Origin of the sequence: Kribbella deserti (assembly GCF_042434725.1) — a bacterium.
Taxonomy (GTDB): domain Bacteria; phylum Actinomycetota; class Actinomycetes; order Propionibacteriales; family Kribbellaceae; genus Kribbella; species Kribbella deserti.
Genome location: NZ_JBHLTC010000005.1, coordinates 137,424 through 151,446 on the forward strand (window position 1 = coordinate 137,424; position 14,023 = coordinate 151,446).

Here is a 14,023-nt window from a genome sequence, read left to right on the forward strand (position 1 = left end):
CGCGACCGGCCGGGTGTGACGCGCGGGTGGTGTTCGGCGTCGAAGTAGGTGAAGCCAACCAAGGAGCAACATGTCCGAAAACGGTGCATCGCGCCGCGAGCAGGAGTTCGAGGAGTTCGCTCAGGCGCGGGCCGCACAGCTTTATCGCTCGGCGTGGTTGCTCTGTGGCAGTCACTACCAGGCGGAGGACCTGGTTCAGGAGACGCTGGCCAAGATCTACGCCCGGTGGCATCGGCCGTTCCGGCGGATCGACAATCCCGCGGCTTATGCCCAGACGACCTTGACCCGCACGTTCCTGAGTGGGCGACGCCGGCGAAGCAAGGACGAGCATTCGTACGCCGAAGTGCCCGACCAGGCGGTGCCTGATGCCACAGCGGGAACCGACGTTCGGCTCGCCCTGATGGAAGTGCTGATGGAATTGCCCGCGCCGGACCGGGCGGTGCTGGTACTGCGCTACCTCGAGGACCTCAGCGTCGATGAGGTGGCCGCACGCACGGGGCTCTCCCCCGGCGCCGTACGGAATCGCAGTATGCGCGCGCTCAAACGGATCCGCGGCCTGGTTAACGACTCGATGACCACAGGGAAGGACTGACCACCATGGGCGACGACAACAGCGCCGATGATGCTCGCATCTCGGCACTTTTCCACCACTCGACGGCACTGGCCGAGCCCGATGTCCGCGCGCTGATCCAGGGCGGAATCGACCGCGGCCGGGCGCGGCGCCGCCGGGGCGCCGTACTCGCCGCAGCTGCCGCCGTCGGCGTTGTAGCGCTAGCAACCAGCGTGATGTCCGATCCTGGTTCTACTGGCGGTGAACCGGGTGTCGTCGGCGCGCCTTCGTCGACCAGGCTGGCGGCGCCTACGACGACGGCCCAACCCACGATGACTCTGCCAACCTCCAAGCCCCATCAGCCGCCCAAGATCCCGAAAGCCGATATCCCGGTAGAGGCCGCCGACCTGCCGCGACTGTTCGCCAAGCTCTACCCCGGCCAGATCACGTCTGCCGAGGCTGGGAGCGGACGCATCATCGACAACGGCAAAGCTGGCCAAATTGCCCACTTCCGGTGGAACGGGTTCGTCACCACTGTCGGCTTCGTGGCCTACTCCGGCACTCCCGAGCAACGGTGCCGGGCAGTTCAGCAAGACGCCAGTCAATCGGGCCTCCCGCCGGTGAACTGCTCGAAGCGGCCCGACGGGTCGATCCTGGTTGAGGCGCGCCAAACCGCTCCAGCCATAGACGGCGGGGTAACCAGCCAAGCGGTCACCTTGTTCACCAATCACGGCTACGAGATCTTCATCCAGTCCTACAACGCGGGCCGCCTGCGAGGACCCGTGCTCGCCCCCAAACCCCCGTTTGCTCTCACACAACTAGTTGACGCCGTCACCAGTCGCACCTGGTACTAGCCGTACGAGGCCGCAGAGTCCTGGTCCTCTTCCGCTGCGCGAGGAAGAGGACCAGTGCCGTCGGGTGACCCGGGAGTTGGTGATCTTCAGTGGCGGGCCGGGCCGGTGCTGTCGCGGATGACCAGGGAGGTTCGGAGGAGTTGGGCCGAGTTGACCGGGAGTGTCCCTTCGGCGAGGGCTCGCAGGAGGAGGTTGGTCGCCTGTTGTGCCATCTCCCGGCTTGGGATCGCCACGGCGGTGAGTGCGGGATGGGTCAGGCCGACGGGCGCGGTGTCGTCGAAACCGATCACGGAGACGTCGCCGGGCACCGATCGGCCAGACTCCTTCACCGCCTCGAGCACGCCCAGCGCCAGCAAGTCGTGTGAGGCGAAGATCGCGGTGAGCGAAGGATCGGCGGCCAATGCTGCTTGGGCCGCGGCGAAACCGCCGGCCGGCGTGGCTTCCGTGGGCGCGAACACCATGTCGTCGCCGATCCGCAGCCGGTGCCGCGCGAACGCCGACCGCAGACCGGACAGCCGCCGCTCGTGGGTCGGCAACTCGACCACTGCCGCCACCCGCTGGTGTCCCAGGCCGCGGAGATGTTCACCGGCCAGGAATCCGGCGTGCTCGTAGTCGATCGTCACCACTGGCAGCGAGTCGGGGATCTGGGTCTCCCAGGCGCACAAGGCGATCGGGAAGCGCGGGTCCGGGAGCAGCGCGAGCGGATCGGCCAGATCCCGGTCGCCCGCGATCAGCAGCGCGTCGACCAGGCGGCTGGACAGGCCGGCGAGCTGCCGCTTGGCGCGGTCGCCGTCTGCTCTCGTCGTACCCAGCACAAGGTGGTAGCCGTGCTCGTCGAGCACGTTCTCAACCTCTTCGACGATCTCGGAGTAGAACGGGCTGGCGACGGTCGGCACGATCAGGCCGACCGTCATCGTCGTACCGGTTGCCAGCGAGCGTGCGACCAGGTTCGGTTTGTAGCCCAGCTCGGCGATCGCGGCCCGGACGCGGGTGGCGGTGTCCGGGCGTACCGCGACCCGGCCGGTGACCACGTTCGAGACGGTCTGCTTGGTGACGCCCGCCAGCGTGGCCACGTCCTGCATCGTCACCACAGGCGAACCTCATCCGTTGGACCGGTCAACTCAACTCGGCCAGTATCGACCGCCGCAGCGAACGGCGTCAACGCCGGAGCGCCTTATGAAGCTCGTTTTTCTATCCACACTGCTCTTGTTTACCGGTCAAATGAATCTTACTGTTCCGGCTATCACGCGGGGCCGAACCCAAGGAGCTGCTATGTCTCGATCTCGGAAAACACTGGTGGTGGGTCTACTTGGCCTCGGGCTCGCGGTCGGCGGCCTCGGGTCGGCCGCCACGGCGACGACCACGGCGCCGCCGAACGCGTCGTACACGATCACCGTCGGGAGCAAGGGCAGCTGGACCACGCCGACCGACACCCCGGCCGGCACGTACATCGACAAGGACGGCACGTTCTACTTCCAGCAGTCCGCCGCACTGTACGGCGCTACCGATCCCCGCAAGTGGGACTTCTACACCGGCACCAACTTCGACACCGCGACCAAGTCGACCGCGATCAGTTCCGCCGTCAACCCGGCCAACGCGAACGACAAGAACAACGACACCACCTGGCGGTGCAACAACAGCCCGACCGGCCTGGAGTCGACCTTCGCACCGAGCGGCTCGGGCTATTCACAGCGGAACTACTGCGACCTGGCCGGGGTGTGGGTCGACCCGGACACCGGCCATTGGTACGGCCTGGTGCACAACGAGTTCACGCCGCAGCCCTTCGGCGACGGCCTGCACTACGATGCGATCGACTACGCGGTCTCCACCGACCAGGGCCGAACGTGGACGATCAAGAGCCACGTCATCACCTCGCCGTACAGCACCAAACGCAACGACACCGCGGCCTTCCCGAACCAGACCTACCACTACGGCGACGGCGACCAGCGGCTCTTCGTTGACACCGCCTCGGGCTACTTCTACGTGTATTACGGCTCGCGGATCGTCGACAAGGCCGGCAGCTGGAAGAACTTCCGCTCGCACGTCGCGCGGGCCAAGATGTCGGCGAAGATGGCGCCGGGGTCGTGGCAGAAGTGGTACGACGGGGCGTGGTCGCAGCCCGGCGTCGGCGGCCGCGAGAGCAACCTCGTGCCGGTCGACGCGAGCAACCCGAACGGGTACACCCCGCTGGCCAAGGAGTACAACCCCGCCAACTCTGGTACGGCCGACCAGCAAGTTGCCGCGGGCACCTTGTCCCCGACGTCACCGCTCTTCGTGATGGACATCGCCTACAACGCCTATCTCGGGCTGTACATCGGCGAGCCGCAGGCGGTGCGGCAAGACGGCAAGGAGCCGCAGCACTTCTACGTCACCGACGATCTGACCAGCCAGAAGTGGTACGAGATCGGGAACACCGGCAACTACACCACCGCCTCGTGGTACCGGTGGTTCCTCGACAGCGCGAACAAGACCAGCTCCAGCATCATCGGCAAGAGCTTCCGCTCGTACTGCTCGTTCGGCTGCTCCGGCGGTGCATCCGGCGAGTACGTCAACCTCACGATCGACTCGACCTCCCCCGCCGCCACGCCGTTCGACCTCACCAAGTCCTACCGGATCGCCAGCAGCGGCGGCCGGATCCTCGCCCAGCAGTCGGGTTCGACGGCCACCACTTCGGTCGGCACCTCCTCGGGCAGCACGCTCGAGTCCTGGTATTTCGTTGCCAACGGCGACGGTTCCTTCCAGATCCTCAACTCGTCCTCCGGTCAGGCGCTCGGGCTCGACTCCGGTACGACGACCACTCGCGCCTGGGGTACCAAGCCGACCGTGGGTACCGGCGGAACGGTTGGGCGGCAATGGTGGCTGATCAAGAACGCCGGCGGAACGTTCCGATTCGTCAACCGGTACAGCGGTCTCGTGCTCGGCCTCTCCGCCGACTCGGGGCGTCTCGCCGAGACCACCCCCACCCGCGACTGGACCAACACGACCGGCAACACCGTGGGCGGTAATCGCAGCGGGGCCGAGCAGACCCTCACGGTGACCCCGGTCGGGACGGCGCCACAGAACCTCAACGGCGTACACACCGTGTCCACGGGCGGGAAGGCGCTGGACAATCCTGACCGAAGCACCGTGAACGGCACTCAGCTGATCACTTGGACCAACCACGGCGGCCTCAACCAGCAGTGGACGTTCACCCAGCTGGCCGATGGCTCGTACACGCTGAAGAACAACTCGTCCGGTCTCTGCGCCGACGTCAGCGGTGGCGCCACGACCGCCGGTACGGCGATCATTCAGTGGACCTGCACCAACGGGCCTAACCAGCGCTGGACCGCGACCAAGCTCGCGAACGGCACCTACACCCTCGCTGCCGTCAGCAGCGGCCTGCTCCTGACCACCGCCGCGACCACGGACGGCGCCAAGGTCACCCAGCAGCCCAACACCAACTCCGCCCTCCAGCAATGGTCGATCAACTAGGCGCGCGATTACCTGCACACGGGGCGATGGGACCGGCGGGTGTGATGCTGCGCTGGTGAAGATCAAGGACGAGCCGCTCGACGACTTCGAGGCCGCACTTGCGGACATCGCGGACGTGCCGGACTGGCGCGCGGTCTGGGGATCCTCGATCGAGGAATCCACAGCCGGCGGCAGTCCGGCGACGGGCGGCAGTCTGGCACCGGGTGGTGGGCCTACGGCGTTGGCTGCGTTGCGCGAGCGGGTGCGGACCGCCACCGGGTGGAGTTCCGAGGGCCGTCTCCGGGGACGCGGATATGCGCCAGAAGGGGACGCGCGCGCCAAGTCGGATACCTGGCGGTCTGGCGGCGACCGGGGCTGGAGTTCCACTTGTTCGCCTCGCACGCGGGGTTGGAGTTCGACCCGGTGCATCCGGCGATGAGCGTGCACCACCTGGTCCGACGTAGCCGAGGCCGCGACGAATGACGCGCCCGCGCAGCGCAGGCACAGCGACGGGAACGGCTGCGGTCAGCGGCCGGTGGCTTCACCGAGCTTGTCGCCGGCCTGGTCGGTCAGGCCTTCGGTGGGAAGGTCGATACCGGTGGCACCGGTGACCTGGTCGCCGAAGGCGTTGGCCTGGTCCTGGGCCGCCTCGGCATGGCCTTGAGCCTGACCGGCCAGACCCTCGGTGGCCTGGGTGGCCTGGTCGGTGACGCCGCTGACGTCGACACCCGTGGTTTCGGCGATTTTGTCGGTGGCGCCGGACAGATCGAGGCCAGTGGCCTCGGTGACCTTGTCGGTGGCGCCCGAGAGGAGCTCGGTGGCTTTGTCCTTGAGGGAGTCGAAGATGCCCATGAGGGGAGAACCCTTCAGTCATTGTTGGCTAGGAGGGAATCACCCAGCGTAACAAGGCAATCCAATCCCTCAGCCTCAGCGCCCTCTACGGCACGCACCTACTCCGGGCGGCGTACTGACCTGGTGCCACCGCGGCGCCGGGAACCGATGAGTTTTCGGCTTGTTGGGAGTCTTACTGTCGAGAGTGATTGACAGATCGGGCGGAGGATCACACGGTGCGTATGAGCAACACCGGCACAGAACAGTCTGTTGAGAACGCGGCGGCGGGTGATACAGCGGAGTTCACCCGGCTGGTTGAGAGTCACCGCCGGGAATTGCAGGTGCACTGTTACCGGATGCTCGGTTCTCTGGAGGACTCCGAGGATTTGGTGCAGGAGACGTTCCTGCGGGCATGGCGCAAGCGGGCGAGCTTCGAAGGGCGCTCCACGATCCGTGCGTGGCTGTACCGGATCGCGACCAACGCGTGCCTGGACTTCCTCGAGCGGAACCCCCGCAAGCCGACGGACACCGGCCAGTCGGCGACGTCGGGTGGCCGGGTGATGCCCCAGGCCGAGGTCTCCTGGCTTCAGCCTTACCCGGACCGGTTGCTGGAACCGATTGCCACCGAAGCGGAGCCGGATGCCGCGGTGGTCGCCAGGGAGACCATCGAACTGGCGTACCTGGCGGCGATCCAGCACCTGCCACCGCGGCAGCGCGCCGTGCTGATCCTGCGCGACGTACTCGGCTGGCCCGCGAGTGAGACGTCCGCCCTGCTGGAGGTCAGCGTCGCGGCGGCCAACAGCGCTCTCCAGCGGGCCAGGGCCACGCTCAAGCAGCACCTGCCGGAACGCCGGGTCGAATGGGCGCCCGCCAGCGATCCGACCGAGCAGGAGCGCGCGGTGCTGCGCCGCTACATCGACGCCACCGAACGAGCCGACCTCAGCGGCCTGGCTGCCCTGTTGCGCGCGGACGCGCGGTTCACCATGCCACCGGAACCCGTCTGGTGCGACGGCCGGGACGCGGTCATCGCGGCCTGGGCGCCGACGCTGGTCGGTCCCAACGCGCTGACCGACTTCAAGCACCTGATCACCAGGGCCAACCGGCAGCCGGCCGTCGCGGCGTACGTGCGTTGGCCCGGCACGGACACACACGTGCCGCTGGGCCTCGATGTGCTGCGGATCGAGGGCAACCAGGTGGTGGAGGTAACCGCGTTCAGTCCTCGGCTGTTCCCCGCGCTCGGTCTGCCGTCGACCCTCTGACGTACGGCGCCTCCGGGTCGCACCGACTCGCGCCGGCATCGATGAGTTCTCGGGCGATCTTTCGTCATAACAGGGGTGCCCGGCCGGAGCCGGCCGGGCGACGACGAGAGGACCGAGAACGTGACTTCTGCCGACGCACCACCACTCGCAGGCCGGAAGGAGTGGACCGGCCTGGCGGTGCTGGCCTTGCCGACCTTGCTGTTATCGATCGATCTGAGCGTACTCAATCTGGCGCTGCCGCAGTTGAGTGCCGACCTCGGCGCGAGCACTGTCGAACAGCTCTGGATCATCGACATCTACGGCTTCATGATCGCCGGGTTCCTCATCACGATGGGAACGCTCGGTGACCGCATCGGACGGCGCAAGCTGCTGCTGATCGGCGGCACCCTGTTCGCGATCGCGTCGATCGTGGCGGCCTTCTCCCCCAGCACAGAAACCCTGATCGCGTCCCGCGCGCTGATGGGTATCGCGGGAGCCACCCTCAGCCCGTCGACGCTGGCCCTCATCAGCAACATGTTCCGCGACCCGCGCCAGCTGGGCACCGCCATCGGGGTCTGGGTGAGCTGTTTCATGGGCGGCATGGCCCTCGGCCCGATCGTCGGCGGCGCGATGCTGGAGTTCTTCTGGTGGGGCTCGGTGTTCCTGCTGGCCGTGCCGGTGATGCTGTTGCTGCTCGTCCTGGGACCGGTGCTACTACCCGAATACAAAACCCCGGATGCGGGCAAGCTCGACCCGCTCAGCGTGGGGTTGTCGCTGGGCGGGATCCTGCCGATCGTCTTCGGCGTCAAGGAGATCGCCAAGGACGGCATCGGCGTGGTGTCCGTACTGAGCATCCTGTTCGGCCTGGCGCTGGCCGTGGTGTTCGTGCGGAGGCAACGCGGCCTAGACCAGCCGTTGATGGACGTACGGCTGTTCGCCAGCCGGTCGTTCGCGACCGCGCTGATCATCATGCTGCTCGGCGCGGCGATCGGCGGCGGCACGATCCTGGTCGTCAACCTCTATCTCCAGTCGGTCGCGGGCTTGTCGCCGCTGCAGGCAGGGCTGTGGATGGTGCCGTCCGGGCTCGCGATGGTCGCCGCAGCGATGTCCGCGCCCGCGCTCGCCCGGCGCTTCCGGCCCGCGACGGTCATCGCGGCCGGACTCTTCGTCGCGGCGGCGGGCTACCTGCTGCTTGCCCAGGTCTCGACCACACACGGGCTGCTGATCACCGTCGTCGGCGTGACAATTGCCAGCGCGGGATCCGGGCCGCAGGCGGCGCTGAGCACCAACCTCGTGCTCGGCTCCACCCCACCGGAAAAGGCGGGTTCCGCCGCGTCGCTGTCGGAGACCAGCGGTGAGCTTGGTATGGCGCTCGGTGCCGCCTTCATGGGCAGCATCGCCACCGCCGTGTACGGCGCGCAGCTGCTCGGCGCCAACCTGCCGGGCGTTCCGACCGCCGAGGTCGGTGCCGCAGGCAAGGGCGTCGTCGGCGCGGCGGAGGTCGCTGCCAGACTGCCCGCCGAACAGGGCGGCCAACTCCTGGCATCCGCCCGAGAAGCGTTCACCTCCGGACTGAACGCGGTCGCGATCGTCAGCGCCGCCCTGCTCGTCGCTGTGGGGATCCTCGCGCTAGCCACGCTCCGGCACGTCCCGCCCACCGACGCGGTCGAAGTTGAGGAAAGCACCGATCACGCCGACGCGGCCAACCACGCGGGATGACGCCGTACGGCGCCCGACGGCGGCGGTCCCTCTCACACCGGCCGCCACCGATGACCCACGACTGAATCAGCCTAGGAGACCACATGACGACCCTGCCCACTGTGGCTACCCGCGGCGAATGGCTCGCCGCCCGCGACAAGCTTCTGGTGAAGGAAAAAGAGCTCACCCGTGCGCGGGACGAGGTGAGCGCGCTGCGTCGCGAACTGCCGATGGTGGCGATCGAGCAGAGCTACGAGTTCGACGGCCCGAGCGGCCCGGCCACCCTGCTTGAACTGTTCGAGGGCCGCCGGCAACTGATCGTGCGCCACTTCATGTTCCACCCGGACTGGGACGAGGGCTGTGTCGGCTGCTCGTTCCAGGTCGACAACCTCGGCCATCCGTCGCACCTGAACGCTCGCGACACCACCCTGGTGCTGGTTTCCCGCGCACCGCTGGCCAAGATCCAGCCGTTCCAGCAGCGAATGGGGTGGACAACCCCGTGGTACTCGTCGTTCCGCAGCCGGTTCAACGAAGACTTCGGCGTGACCAAGGACGACAGCGAGACCTCCGGGCTCAGCGTGCTGCTGCGTGACGGCAGCCGGATCTTCCACACCTACTCGTCGTTCTCCCGTGGCGGCGACATCCTGCTCAACACCTACAACTACCTCGACCTGACTCCGCTGGGCAGGCAGGAGGACGAGCTGGACTATCCCCAGCAATGGTGGCGACATCACGATCGGCACGACTCCTGAACCCGGCCCACCTGCTTCGCAACAGCAAACACCACCCGATCCCTTGGAGGTTCCTCAGATCATGGCCACCTACGTTCTGATCCACGGCGCGGCTACCGATGCGTGGTACTGGCATCTACTGGAGGCCGACCTACGCGAGCGCGGTCACGACGTGGTGGCGGTCGACCTGCCCTGCGACGACGACTCAGCCGGGCTCGCTCAGTACGCCGACACGGTGGTCGATGCGGTCGGTGACCGGCAGGGCCTGGTCTTGGTGGCTCACTCGTTCGGCGGCTTCACCGCGCCACTGGTGGCCGACCGGCTTCCCGCCGACCTGCTCGTCATGCTTCAGGCCCAGATCCCGCTGCCGGGAGAATCGCCGGGCGCGTGGTGGGACAACACCGGCTACAGCGAGGCCAGACAGCAACAGGACGAGCGAGACGGTCGTGAGCCGGGTGCGCCGGACGACCCATTGGAACTCGTGGTGCACGACACCCCCGACGACCTCGCCGCCGAGTTCATTCGCAGGCAACGCGATCAGTCCGGCACACCTTTCGAGAAGCCATGGCCGCTCGCGAAGTGGCCTGACGTGCCTACCCGGGTGCTGTTATCGCGCGACGACCGCTTCTTCCCACTGGAGTTCATGCGCCGGACCTCCCTCAACCGCCTGGGCATCGAGCCCGACGTGATGCCTGGCGACCACTGCCCGATGCTCCGGCACTCGAAGGAACTGGCGGACCGCTTGGAGGAGTACCGCTTGGCGCTGCGTTGACGGCCCGCACGGCTTTCGTTCATCGGGCTCCGTGCGACAGCAAAGTTTCATCGGGCTCAGTGCGACAGCGAGGTGACGAGCTGGACAGCCAAGGCCTCGCGATTCCTCTGCCGCTCGAAGCCGGTCTGTATTCGTGAACTCGCGGGGAAGCGCCGCGACTGTAGAGGAGCACTAAATGACCAAGCTGATCGAGTCCACCCTGATCTCGGCCGACGGTGTCGTGGACGATCCAGGCGAGTGGGCATTGGAATACTTCAACGAGGAGTTCGTGCACGAGGCAACCGAGTTGCTCAACGGGTGCGACGCGATGCTCTTGGGGCGAGGAACGTACGACGACCTGTCCTGGCGGTGGCCAGGCCAGACCGGCCCGTTCGCCGACGCCATCAACGGCATCCGCAAGTACGTCTTCTCCTCGACGCTTGCCACGGCGGACTGGAACAACACCGAGATCCTGCGGGGTGACGTCGTGAAAGAGGTTGAGCGGCTGAAGGACGAGAGCGTGAAGAATCTGGTGTACTTCGGCCACGGTCAACTCAGCCGTACTCTGATGGACGCCGGTCTCACCGACGTACTGCGGATGGCCGTACACCCTGTGGTTGTCGGGCGCGCCACGGCGCAACCGGCAATCGGCAAGACGAAACTGAACCTTCAGACCGCACACCCCCGCTGGTCCGGCGTGGTGGTGCTGACGTACGAGGTGCTGCGGTCCTGAGTCACACCTGCTCAGCCGGGGCGACCTTGGCCAACCGCTGGCAGCATCGGCGCTTGGCCAAGGCTGCTTACGGGTTCGGATTCGGACCAAGAACGCGAGCGGTACCAGGCACCGGCGTACGCCGGGTTCGGCGGTCTGGGCGCGAGTGCCGCGTGCCGGGTGACCTGTCAGGCAGCGGAAATATCGCTGCGCCACAAGGCCTCAAGGAGGATTCGGCCCGCGTCGCCGTCGCCGTCCAGGCGAACCCGCCCGGCGGCGAGGGCGGCGTCCACGTCCTCCTCCCCCGCCATCAGCGCAGCCAGGGTGCCGGCATCGGTGCCGATAACCGCGCGCGGCGAGCCAGGGGCGTGGCCACGTACGACGTCCACGTTGTCGCCGATCGAGACGACGAAACCATCCCGGCCCAGGTGGAACTCGAAGGAGCCCTCGGCCGAGGCGAACGCAGCGGGGTCCAGTGTGGCCTGCAGGGACAGCATCAGCGAGTCTGTGCCCAGCTGACCGTCAGGACGCGTCACCGGAGACTGAGCACCCCATAGCCCGAGCGCCAAGACGATCGGTTTCAGTTGGGCGCCCCATTCGGTCAACTCGTAGACCCGGGTCGCTCCCGGCGGCGGCAGGGTCCGCTTGTGCACCACACCAGCGTCCTGCAGGTCCTTGAGGCGAGACGTGAGCACGTTGGGCGGCACACCGGCGAGACCGACCTGCAGATCGGTGAATCGCTTGGGCCCCAGCAGCAGGTCCCGCACGATCAGCAGCGCCCAGCGTTCGCCAACCAGGTCCAGGGCGTGCGCGACTCCACAGGGATCTCCGTAGCTGCGTTTATTCGGCACTCCCCAAGTCTAACTCCGAGTTGCGTTATCTGAAGTAGCTACTTCATCATATGTAGTTGATGCTACATTTCTCGAAGTAACTACACCTGCGACCTGACATCGGGAGTGCTCATGAAGCTGCCACCAATCGTTTCGACCGACGAGTGGGCGACCGCCCGAGAGGAGCTGTTAGCCGACGAAAAGCGGATGACCCGTGCCCTCGACGCCCTTGCGGCGCGCCGACGCCGGCTGCCGGTTGTGGAGTTCGGCAAGGAGTACCGGTTCGAGGGCACCGGCGGCGCCAAGAGCCTTGCTGGTCTGTTCGACGGACGTCGCCAGCTCATCGTTTACCACTTCATGATGGAGGCCGGCTCGGACCACCGGTGCCCCGGCTGCTCGGCGGTCGCGGACAGCACACCGCATCTGGCGCACTTGCACGCCCGCGACACCACCTACGTGCTGACCTCGCCGGCGCCGCTGTCCCAGCTCGAGCCTTTCCGCCTCCGGATGGGCTGGGACATTCCCTGGTACTCGACCACCGGCAGCGACTTCGAAGCCGACTGTGGCGTGGGCGGCGGTTTCGGAATCAGCGTGTTCATCCGCTCCGACGACGACCGCGTATTCCGCAGCTACTTCACCGCCTCCCGGGGAGTCGACCAGCTACGCAACGACCTGGCACTCCTGGACCTCACGCCCTATGGGCGGCAGGAGACGTGGGAGGACTCACCCGAGGGCTGGCCGCAGACACCGGCCTACCAGTGGTGGCGGCTGCACGACCGGTACGGCGACTGAGCGCCGCGACCGAGAACGGAGTCGCAATGACGGGTAGTGCAACCGAGCACGGCGCGGGTGGACGATGAGAGACCAGAGCACAATGACCGAACTGCCGGTCCGTTCCGGCTGGACGCTGGCGCTGGTCTCGGTCTGCGCGTTCCTCACTTCACTGGACGTGATGGTCGTGGTGACGGCTATCCCGACCATCCGCCAGGATCTCGACGCCGAACTGGCGGATCTCGAATGGACCATCAACGCTTACAACCTGGCCTTCGGCTGTTTGATGCTGATCGGTGCGGCGCTGGGCGACCGCTTCGGCCGACTGAAGATGTACGTGCTGGGGCTGGCGATGTTCACCGCCGCCTCGGCTTTGGCGGCGCTTGCCCCTACGATCGGCGTCCTTATCGTCGCCCGCGCACTGCAAGGGATAGCGGCCGGCGTGGCGATCCCGGTGAGTCTGACCCTGCTGTCGAGCGCCTACCCGCCTCACAAGCGCGGCATGGCAATGGGGATCTGGGGCAGCGTCTCGGGCCTGGCGGTGGCGGTCGGCCCGGTGGTCGGCGGTCTGATCACCCAAGGTCTGTCCTGGCATTGGATCTTCTGGCTGAACGTGCCAGTTGGCGTGGCCGCGACCGTTCTGTCCGCCAAGCTCCTCCGGGAAAGCTATGGTCCCCGCCCCACACTGGATCTGGTCGGCTTGGCCTTGGTGTCGATCGGTCTGTTCGGCTTGGTATGGGCCGCGATACGAATGCCCCTACTGGAGTGGAACGACCCGGAGATTGTCTTGTCGGCGCTCGGTGGGCTACTGCTGCTCGTGGCGTTCGTACGCTGGGAGAAGCACACAGAGCACCCCATGCTGCCGATGTCCTACTTCCGGAACCGCGGCTTCGCTGTCGCCAACGTCTCGGCCTTCTTTCAGCACCTCGCCCTCATCGGCTCGCTGTTCATGCTGGCGCAGATGTTCCAGGAGGGATTTGGTCACGACCCCGTGGGAACCGGCCTACGTCTGCTGGCTTGGACGGTGATGCCGTTGCTGGTGGCACCAATCGCCGGCGGGTTCGCCGACCGGCTCGGCAATCGGCCATTCATGATCGTGGGTCTACTGCTTCAAGGAGTGGGCCTCGCGTGGATCGCGGCGGTCGCCAGACCCGATGTCGGCTTCAGCTCCTTGTTCCTACCACTGGTGCTCGGAGGTGTTGGCATCGCGATGTGCCTTCCCACCACGATCAACCTGGTGTTCGCCTCCGTGCCAGCTGACGACGTCGGTGTCGCCTCCGGTGTGAACAGCGCGGTCCGAGAGATCGGCGGGGTGTTCGGAGTCGTGTTCCTAGGCGCCGCGTTCGCTGCCCGGGGCCACTACGGCGATCAGGGAGCAGCCATGGACGGCTTCCAGGCAGCACTCCTGGTGGGTGCGATCGCCTCGCTGGTCGGCATGCTCGCCGCTGTGTTCGCACCAGGCAAATCCCAAGCGGACACGAGAACGTCTGCGTAATCCCGTCCTGCCGAACACACGATCTACCAGACCAAAGGGACTGTACGGCGAGACCGCGGACGCTCTCGCCGTACAGTCCCTCTTCCTGCGCCCGGCCGATCCGGCCGAAGCG

At 66.8% G+C, this 14,023-nt stretch carries 14 protein-coding genes; 11 read left to right on the forward strand and 3 right to left on the reverse strand.

The window, feature by feature from the left end; translation table 11 throughout:
• Window positions 1-70 precede the first annotated feature (70 nt).
• A complete protein-coding gene (locus ACFFGN_RS04720) occupies window positions 71-592 on the forward strand; it encodes a SigE family RNA polymerase sigma factor (protein WP_380044054.1) in 522 nt (173 codons plus the stop codon).
• A gap of 5 nt (window positions 593-597) precedes the next feature.
• Complete coding sequence (locus tag ACFFGN_RS04725) at window positions 598-1,404, forward strand: hypothetical protein (protein ID WP_380044055.1); 807 nt, start codon at window positions 598-600, stop codon at window positions 1,402-1,404.
• A gap of 86 nt (window positions 1,405-1,490) precedes the next feature.
• Here the strand turns inward: ACFFGN_RS04725 and ACFFGN_RS04730 are convergent, their stop codons facing one another.
• A complete protein-coding gene (locus tag ACFFGN_RS04730) occupies window positions 1,491-2,486 on the reverse strand; it encodes a LacI family DNA-binding transcriptional regulator (RefSeq protein ID WP_380044192.1) in 996 nt (331 codons plus the stop codon).
• 190 nt (window positions 2,487-2,676) lie between these two features.
• On the opposite strand from ACFFGN_RS04730, the gene ACFFGN_RS04735 reads away from it, so the two are divergent.
• Window positions 2,677-4,875 carry an RICIN domain-containing protein gene (locus tag ACFFGN_RS04735; protein WP_380044056.1) on the forward strand — a complete coding sequence of 733 codons (2,199 nt, stop codon included), beginning with the start codon at window positions 2,677-2,679 and terminating at the stop codon, window positions 4,873-4,875.
• A gap of 55 nt (window positions 4,876-4,930) precedes the next feature.
• On the forward strand, window positions 4,931-5,293 hold the full coding sequence (locus tag ACFFGN_RS04740; RefSeq protein WP_380044057.1) for a hypothetical protein: 363 nt from the start codon (window positions 4,931-4,933) through the stop codon (window positions 5,291-5,293).
• An 86-nt stretch (window positions 5,294-5,379) separates the two neighbouring features.
• Here ACFFGN_RS04740 and ACFFGN_RS04745 read toward each other — a convergent pair whose 3' ends face one another.
• Window positions 5,380-5,706 (reverse strand): hypothetical protein, encoded by a 327-nt coding sequence (locus ACFFGN_RS04745; protein ID WP_380044058.1) that lies wholly within the window; start codon window positions 5,704-5,706, stop codon window positions 5,380-5,382.
• 221 nt (window positions 5,707-5,927) lie between these two features.
• Here ACFFGN_RS04745 and ACFFGN_RS04750 point away from each other — a divergent pair, with 221 nt between their 5' ends.
• The 5 genes from ACFFGN_RS04750 (at window position 5,928) to ACFFGN_RS04770 (ending at window position 10,836) form a co-directional block, all read left to right on the forward strand.
• Window positions 5,928-6,944, forward strand: a complete 1,017-nt coding sequence (locus ACFFGN_RS04750) for a sigma-70 family RNA polymerase sigma factor (protein WP_380044194.1) — start codon at window positions 5,928-5,930, stop codon at window positions 6,942-6,944.
• A gap of 120 nt (window positions 6,945-7,064) precedes the next feature.
• Complete coding sequence (locus ACFFGN_RS04755) at window positions 7,065-8,642, forward strand: MFS transporter (protein ID WP_380044059.1); 1,578 nt, start codon at window positions 7,065-7,067, stop codon at window positions 8,640-8,642.
• Window positions 8,643-8,725: 83 nt separating this feature from the next.
• Window positions 8,726-9,373 (forward strand): DUF899 domain-containing protein, encoded by a 648-nt coding sequence (locus ACFFGN_RS04760; RefSeq protein ID WP_380044060.1) that lies wholly within the window; start codon window positions 8,726-8,728, stop codon window positions 9,371-9,373.
• A gap of 61 nt (window positions 9,374-9,434) precedes the next feature.
• Window positions 9,435-10,124: an alpha/beta fold hydrolase gene (locus ACFFGN_RS04765; protein WP_380044061.1), complete on the forward strand. Its 690-nt coding sequence runs from the start codon at window positions 9,435-9,437 to the stop codon at window positions 10,122-10,124.
• Window positions 10,125-10,299: 175 nt separating this feature from the next.
• Window positions 10,300-10,836, forward strand: a complete 537-nt coding sequence (locus ACFFGN_RS04770) for a dihydrofolate reductase family protein (RefSeq protein WP_380044062.1) — start codon at window positions 10,300-10,302, stop codon at window positions 10,834-10,836.
• A 167-nt stretch (window positions 10,837-11,003) separates the two neighbouring features.
• On the opposite strand, the gene ACFFGN_RS04775 is transcribed toward ACFFGN_RS04770, so the two are convergent.
• On the reverse strand, window positions 11,004-11,666 hold the full coding sequence (locus ACFFGN_RS04775) for a winged helix-turn-helix transcriptional regulator (protein ID WP_380044063.1): 663 nt from the start codon (window positions 11,664-11,666) through the stop codon (window positions 11,004-11,006).
• A 111-nt stretch (window positions 11,667-11,777) separates the two neighbouring features.
• Here ACFFGN_RS04775 and ACFFGN_RS04780 point away from each other — a divergent pair, with 111 nt between their 5' ends.
• Together ACFFGN_RS04780 and ACFFGN_RS04785 are read left to right on the forward strand one after the other, a co-directional pair.
• The gene (locus ACFFGN_RS04780) at window positions 11,778-12,437 is read left to right on the forward strand and encodes a DUF899 domain-containing protein (RefSeq protein ID WP_380044064.1); all 660 of its coding nucleotides are present in this window, start codon (window positions 11,778-11,780) and stop codon (window positions 12,435-12,437) included.
• Window positions 12,438-12,519: 82 nt separating this feature from the next.
• On the forward strand, window positions 12,520-13,911 hold the full coding sequence (locus tag ACFFGN_RS04785; RefSeq protein ID WP_380044066.1) for an MFS transporter: 1,392 nt from the start codon (window positions 12,520-12,522) through the stop codon (window positions 13,909-13,911).
• The last annotated feature ends 112 nt before the right edge of the window (window positions 13,912-14,023 follow it).

Bases quoted from the DNA above. Each gene is read 5' to 3' on its own strand.
- ACFFGN_RS04730 (WP_380044192.1), bottom strand. From the start codon at position 2,486: ATGCAGGACGTGGCCACGCTGGCGGGCGTCACCAAGCAGACCGTCTCG.
- ACFFGN_RS04750 (WP_380044194.1), top strand. From the start codon at position 5,928: ATGAGCAACACCGGCACAGAACAGTCTGTTGAGAACGCGGCGGCGGGT.
- ACFFGN_RS04785 (WP_380044066.1), top strand. From the start codon at position 12,520: ATGACCGAACTGCCGGTCCGTTCCGGCTGGACGCTGGCGCTGGTCTCG.
- ACFFGN_RS04745 (WP_380044058.1), bottom strand. From the start codon at position 5,706: ATGGGCATCTTCGACTCCCTCAAGGACAAAGCCACCGAGCTCCTCTCG.
- ACFFGN_RS04780 (WP_380044064.1), top strand. From the start codon at position 11,778: ATGAAGCTGCCACCAATCGTTTCGACCGACGAGTGGGCGACCGCCCGA.
- ACFFGN_RS04735 (WP_380044056.1), top strand. From the start codon at position 2,677: ATGTCTCGATCTCGGAAAACACTGGTGGTGGGTCTACTTGGCCTCGGG.
- ACFFGN_RS04720 (WP_380044054.1), top strand. From the start codon at position 71: ATGTCCGAAAACGGTGCATCGCGCCGCGAGCAGGAGTTCGAGGAGTTC.
- ACFFGN_RS04725 (WP_380044055.1), top strand. From the start codon at position 598: ATGGGCGACGACAACAGCGCCGATGATGCTCGCATCTCGGCACTTTTC.
- ACFFGN_RS04760 (WP_380044060.1), top strand. From the start codon at position 8,726: ATGACGACCCTGCCCACTGTGGCTACCCGCGGCGAATGGCTCGCCGCC.
- ACFFGN_RS04770 (WP_380044062.1), top strand. From the start codon at position 10,300: ATGACCAAGCTGATCGAGTCCACCCTGATCTCGGCCGACGGTGTCGTG.
- ACFFGN_RS04765 (WP_380044061.1), top strand. From the start codon at position 9,435: ATGGCCACCTACGTTCTGATCCACGGCGCGGCTACCGATGCGTGGTAC.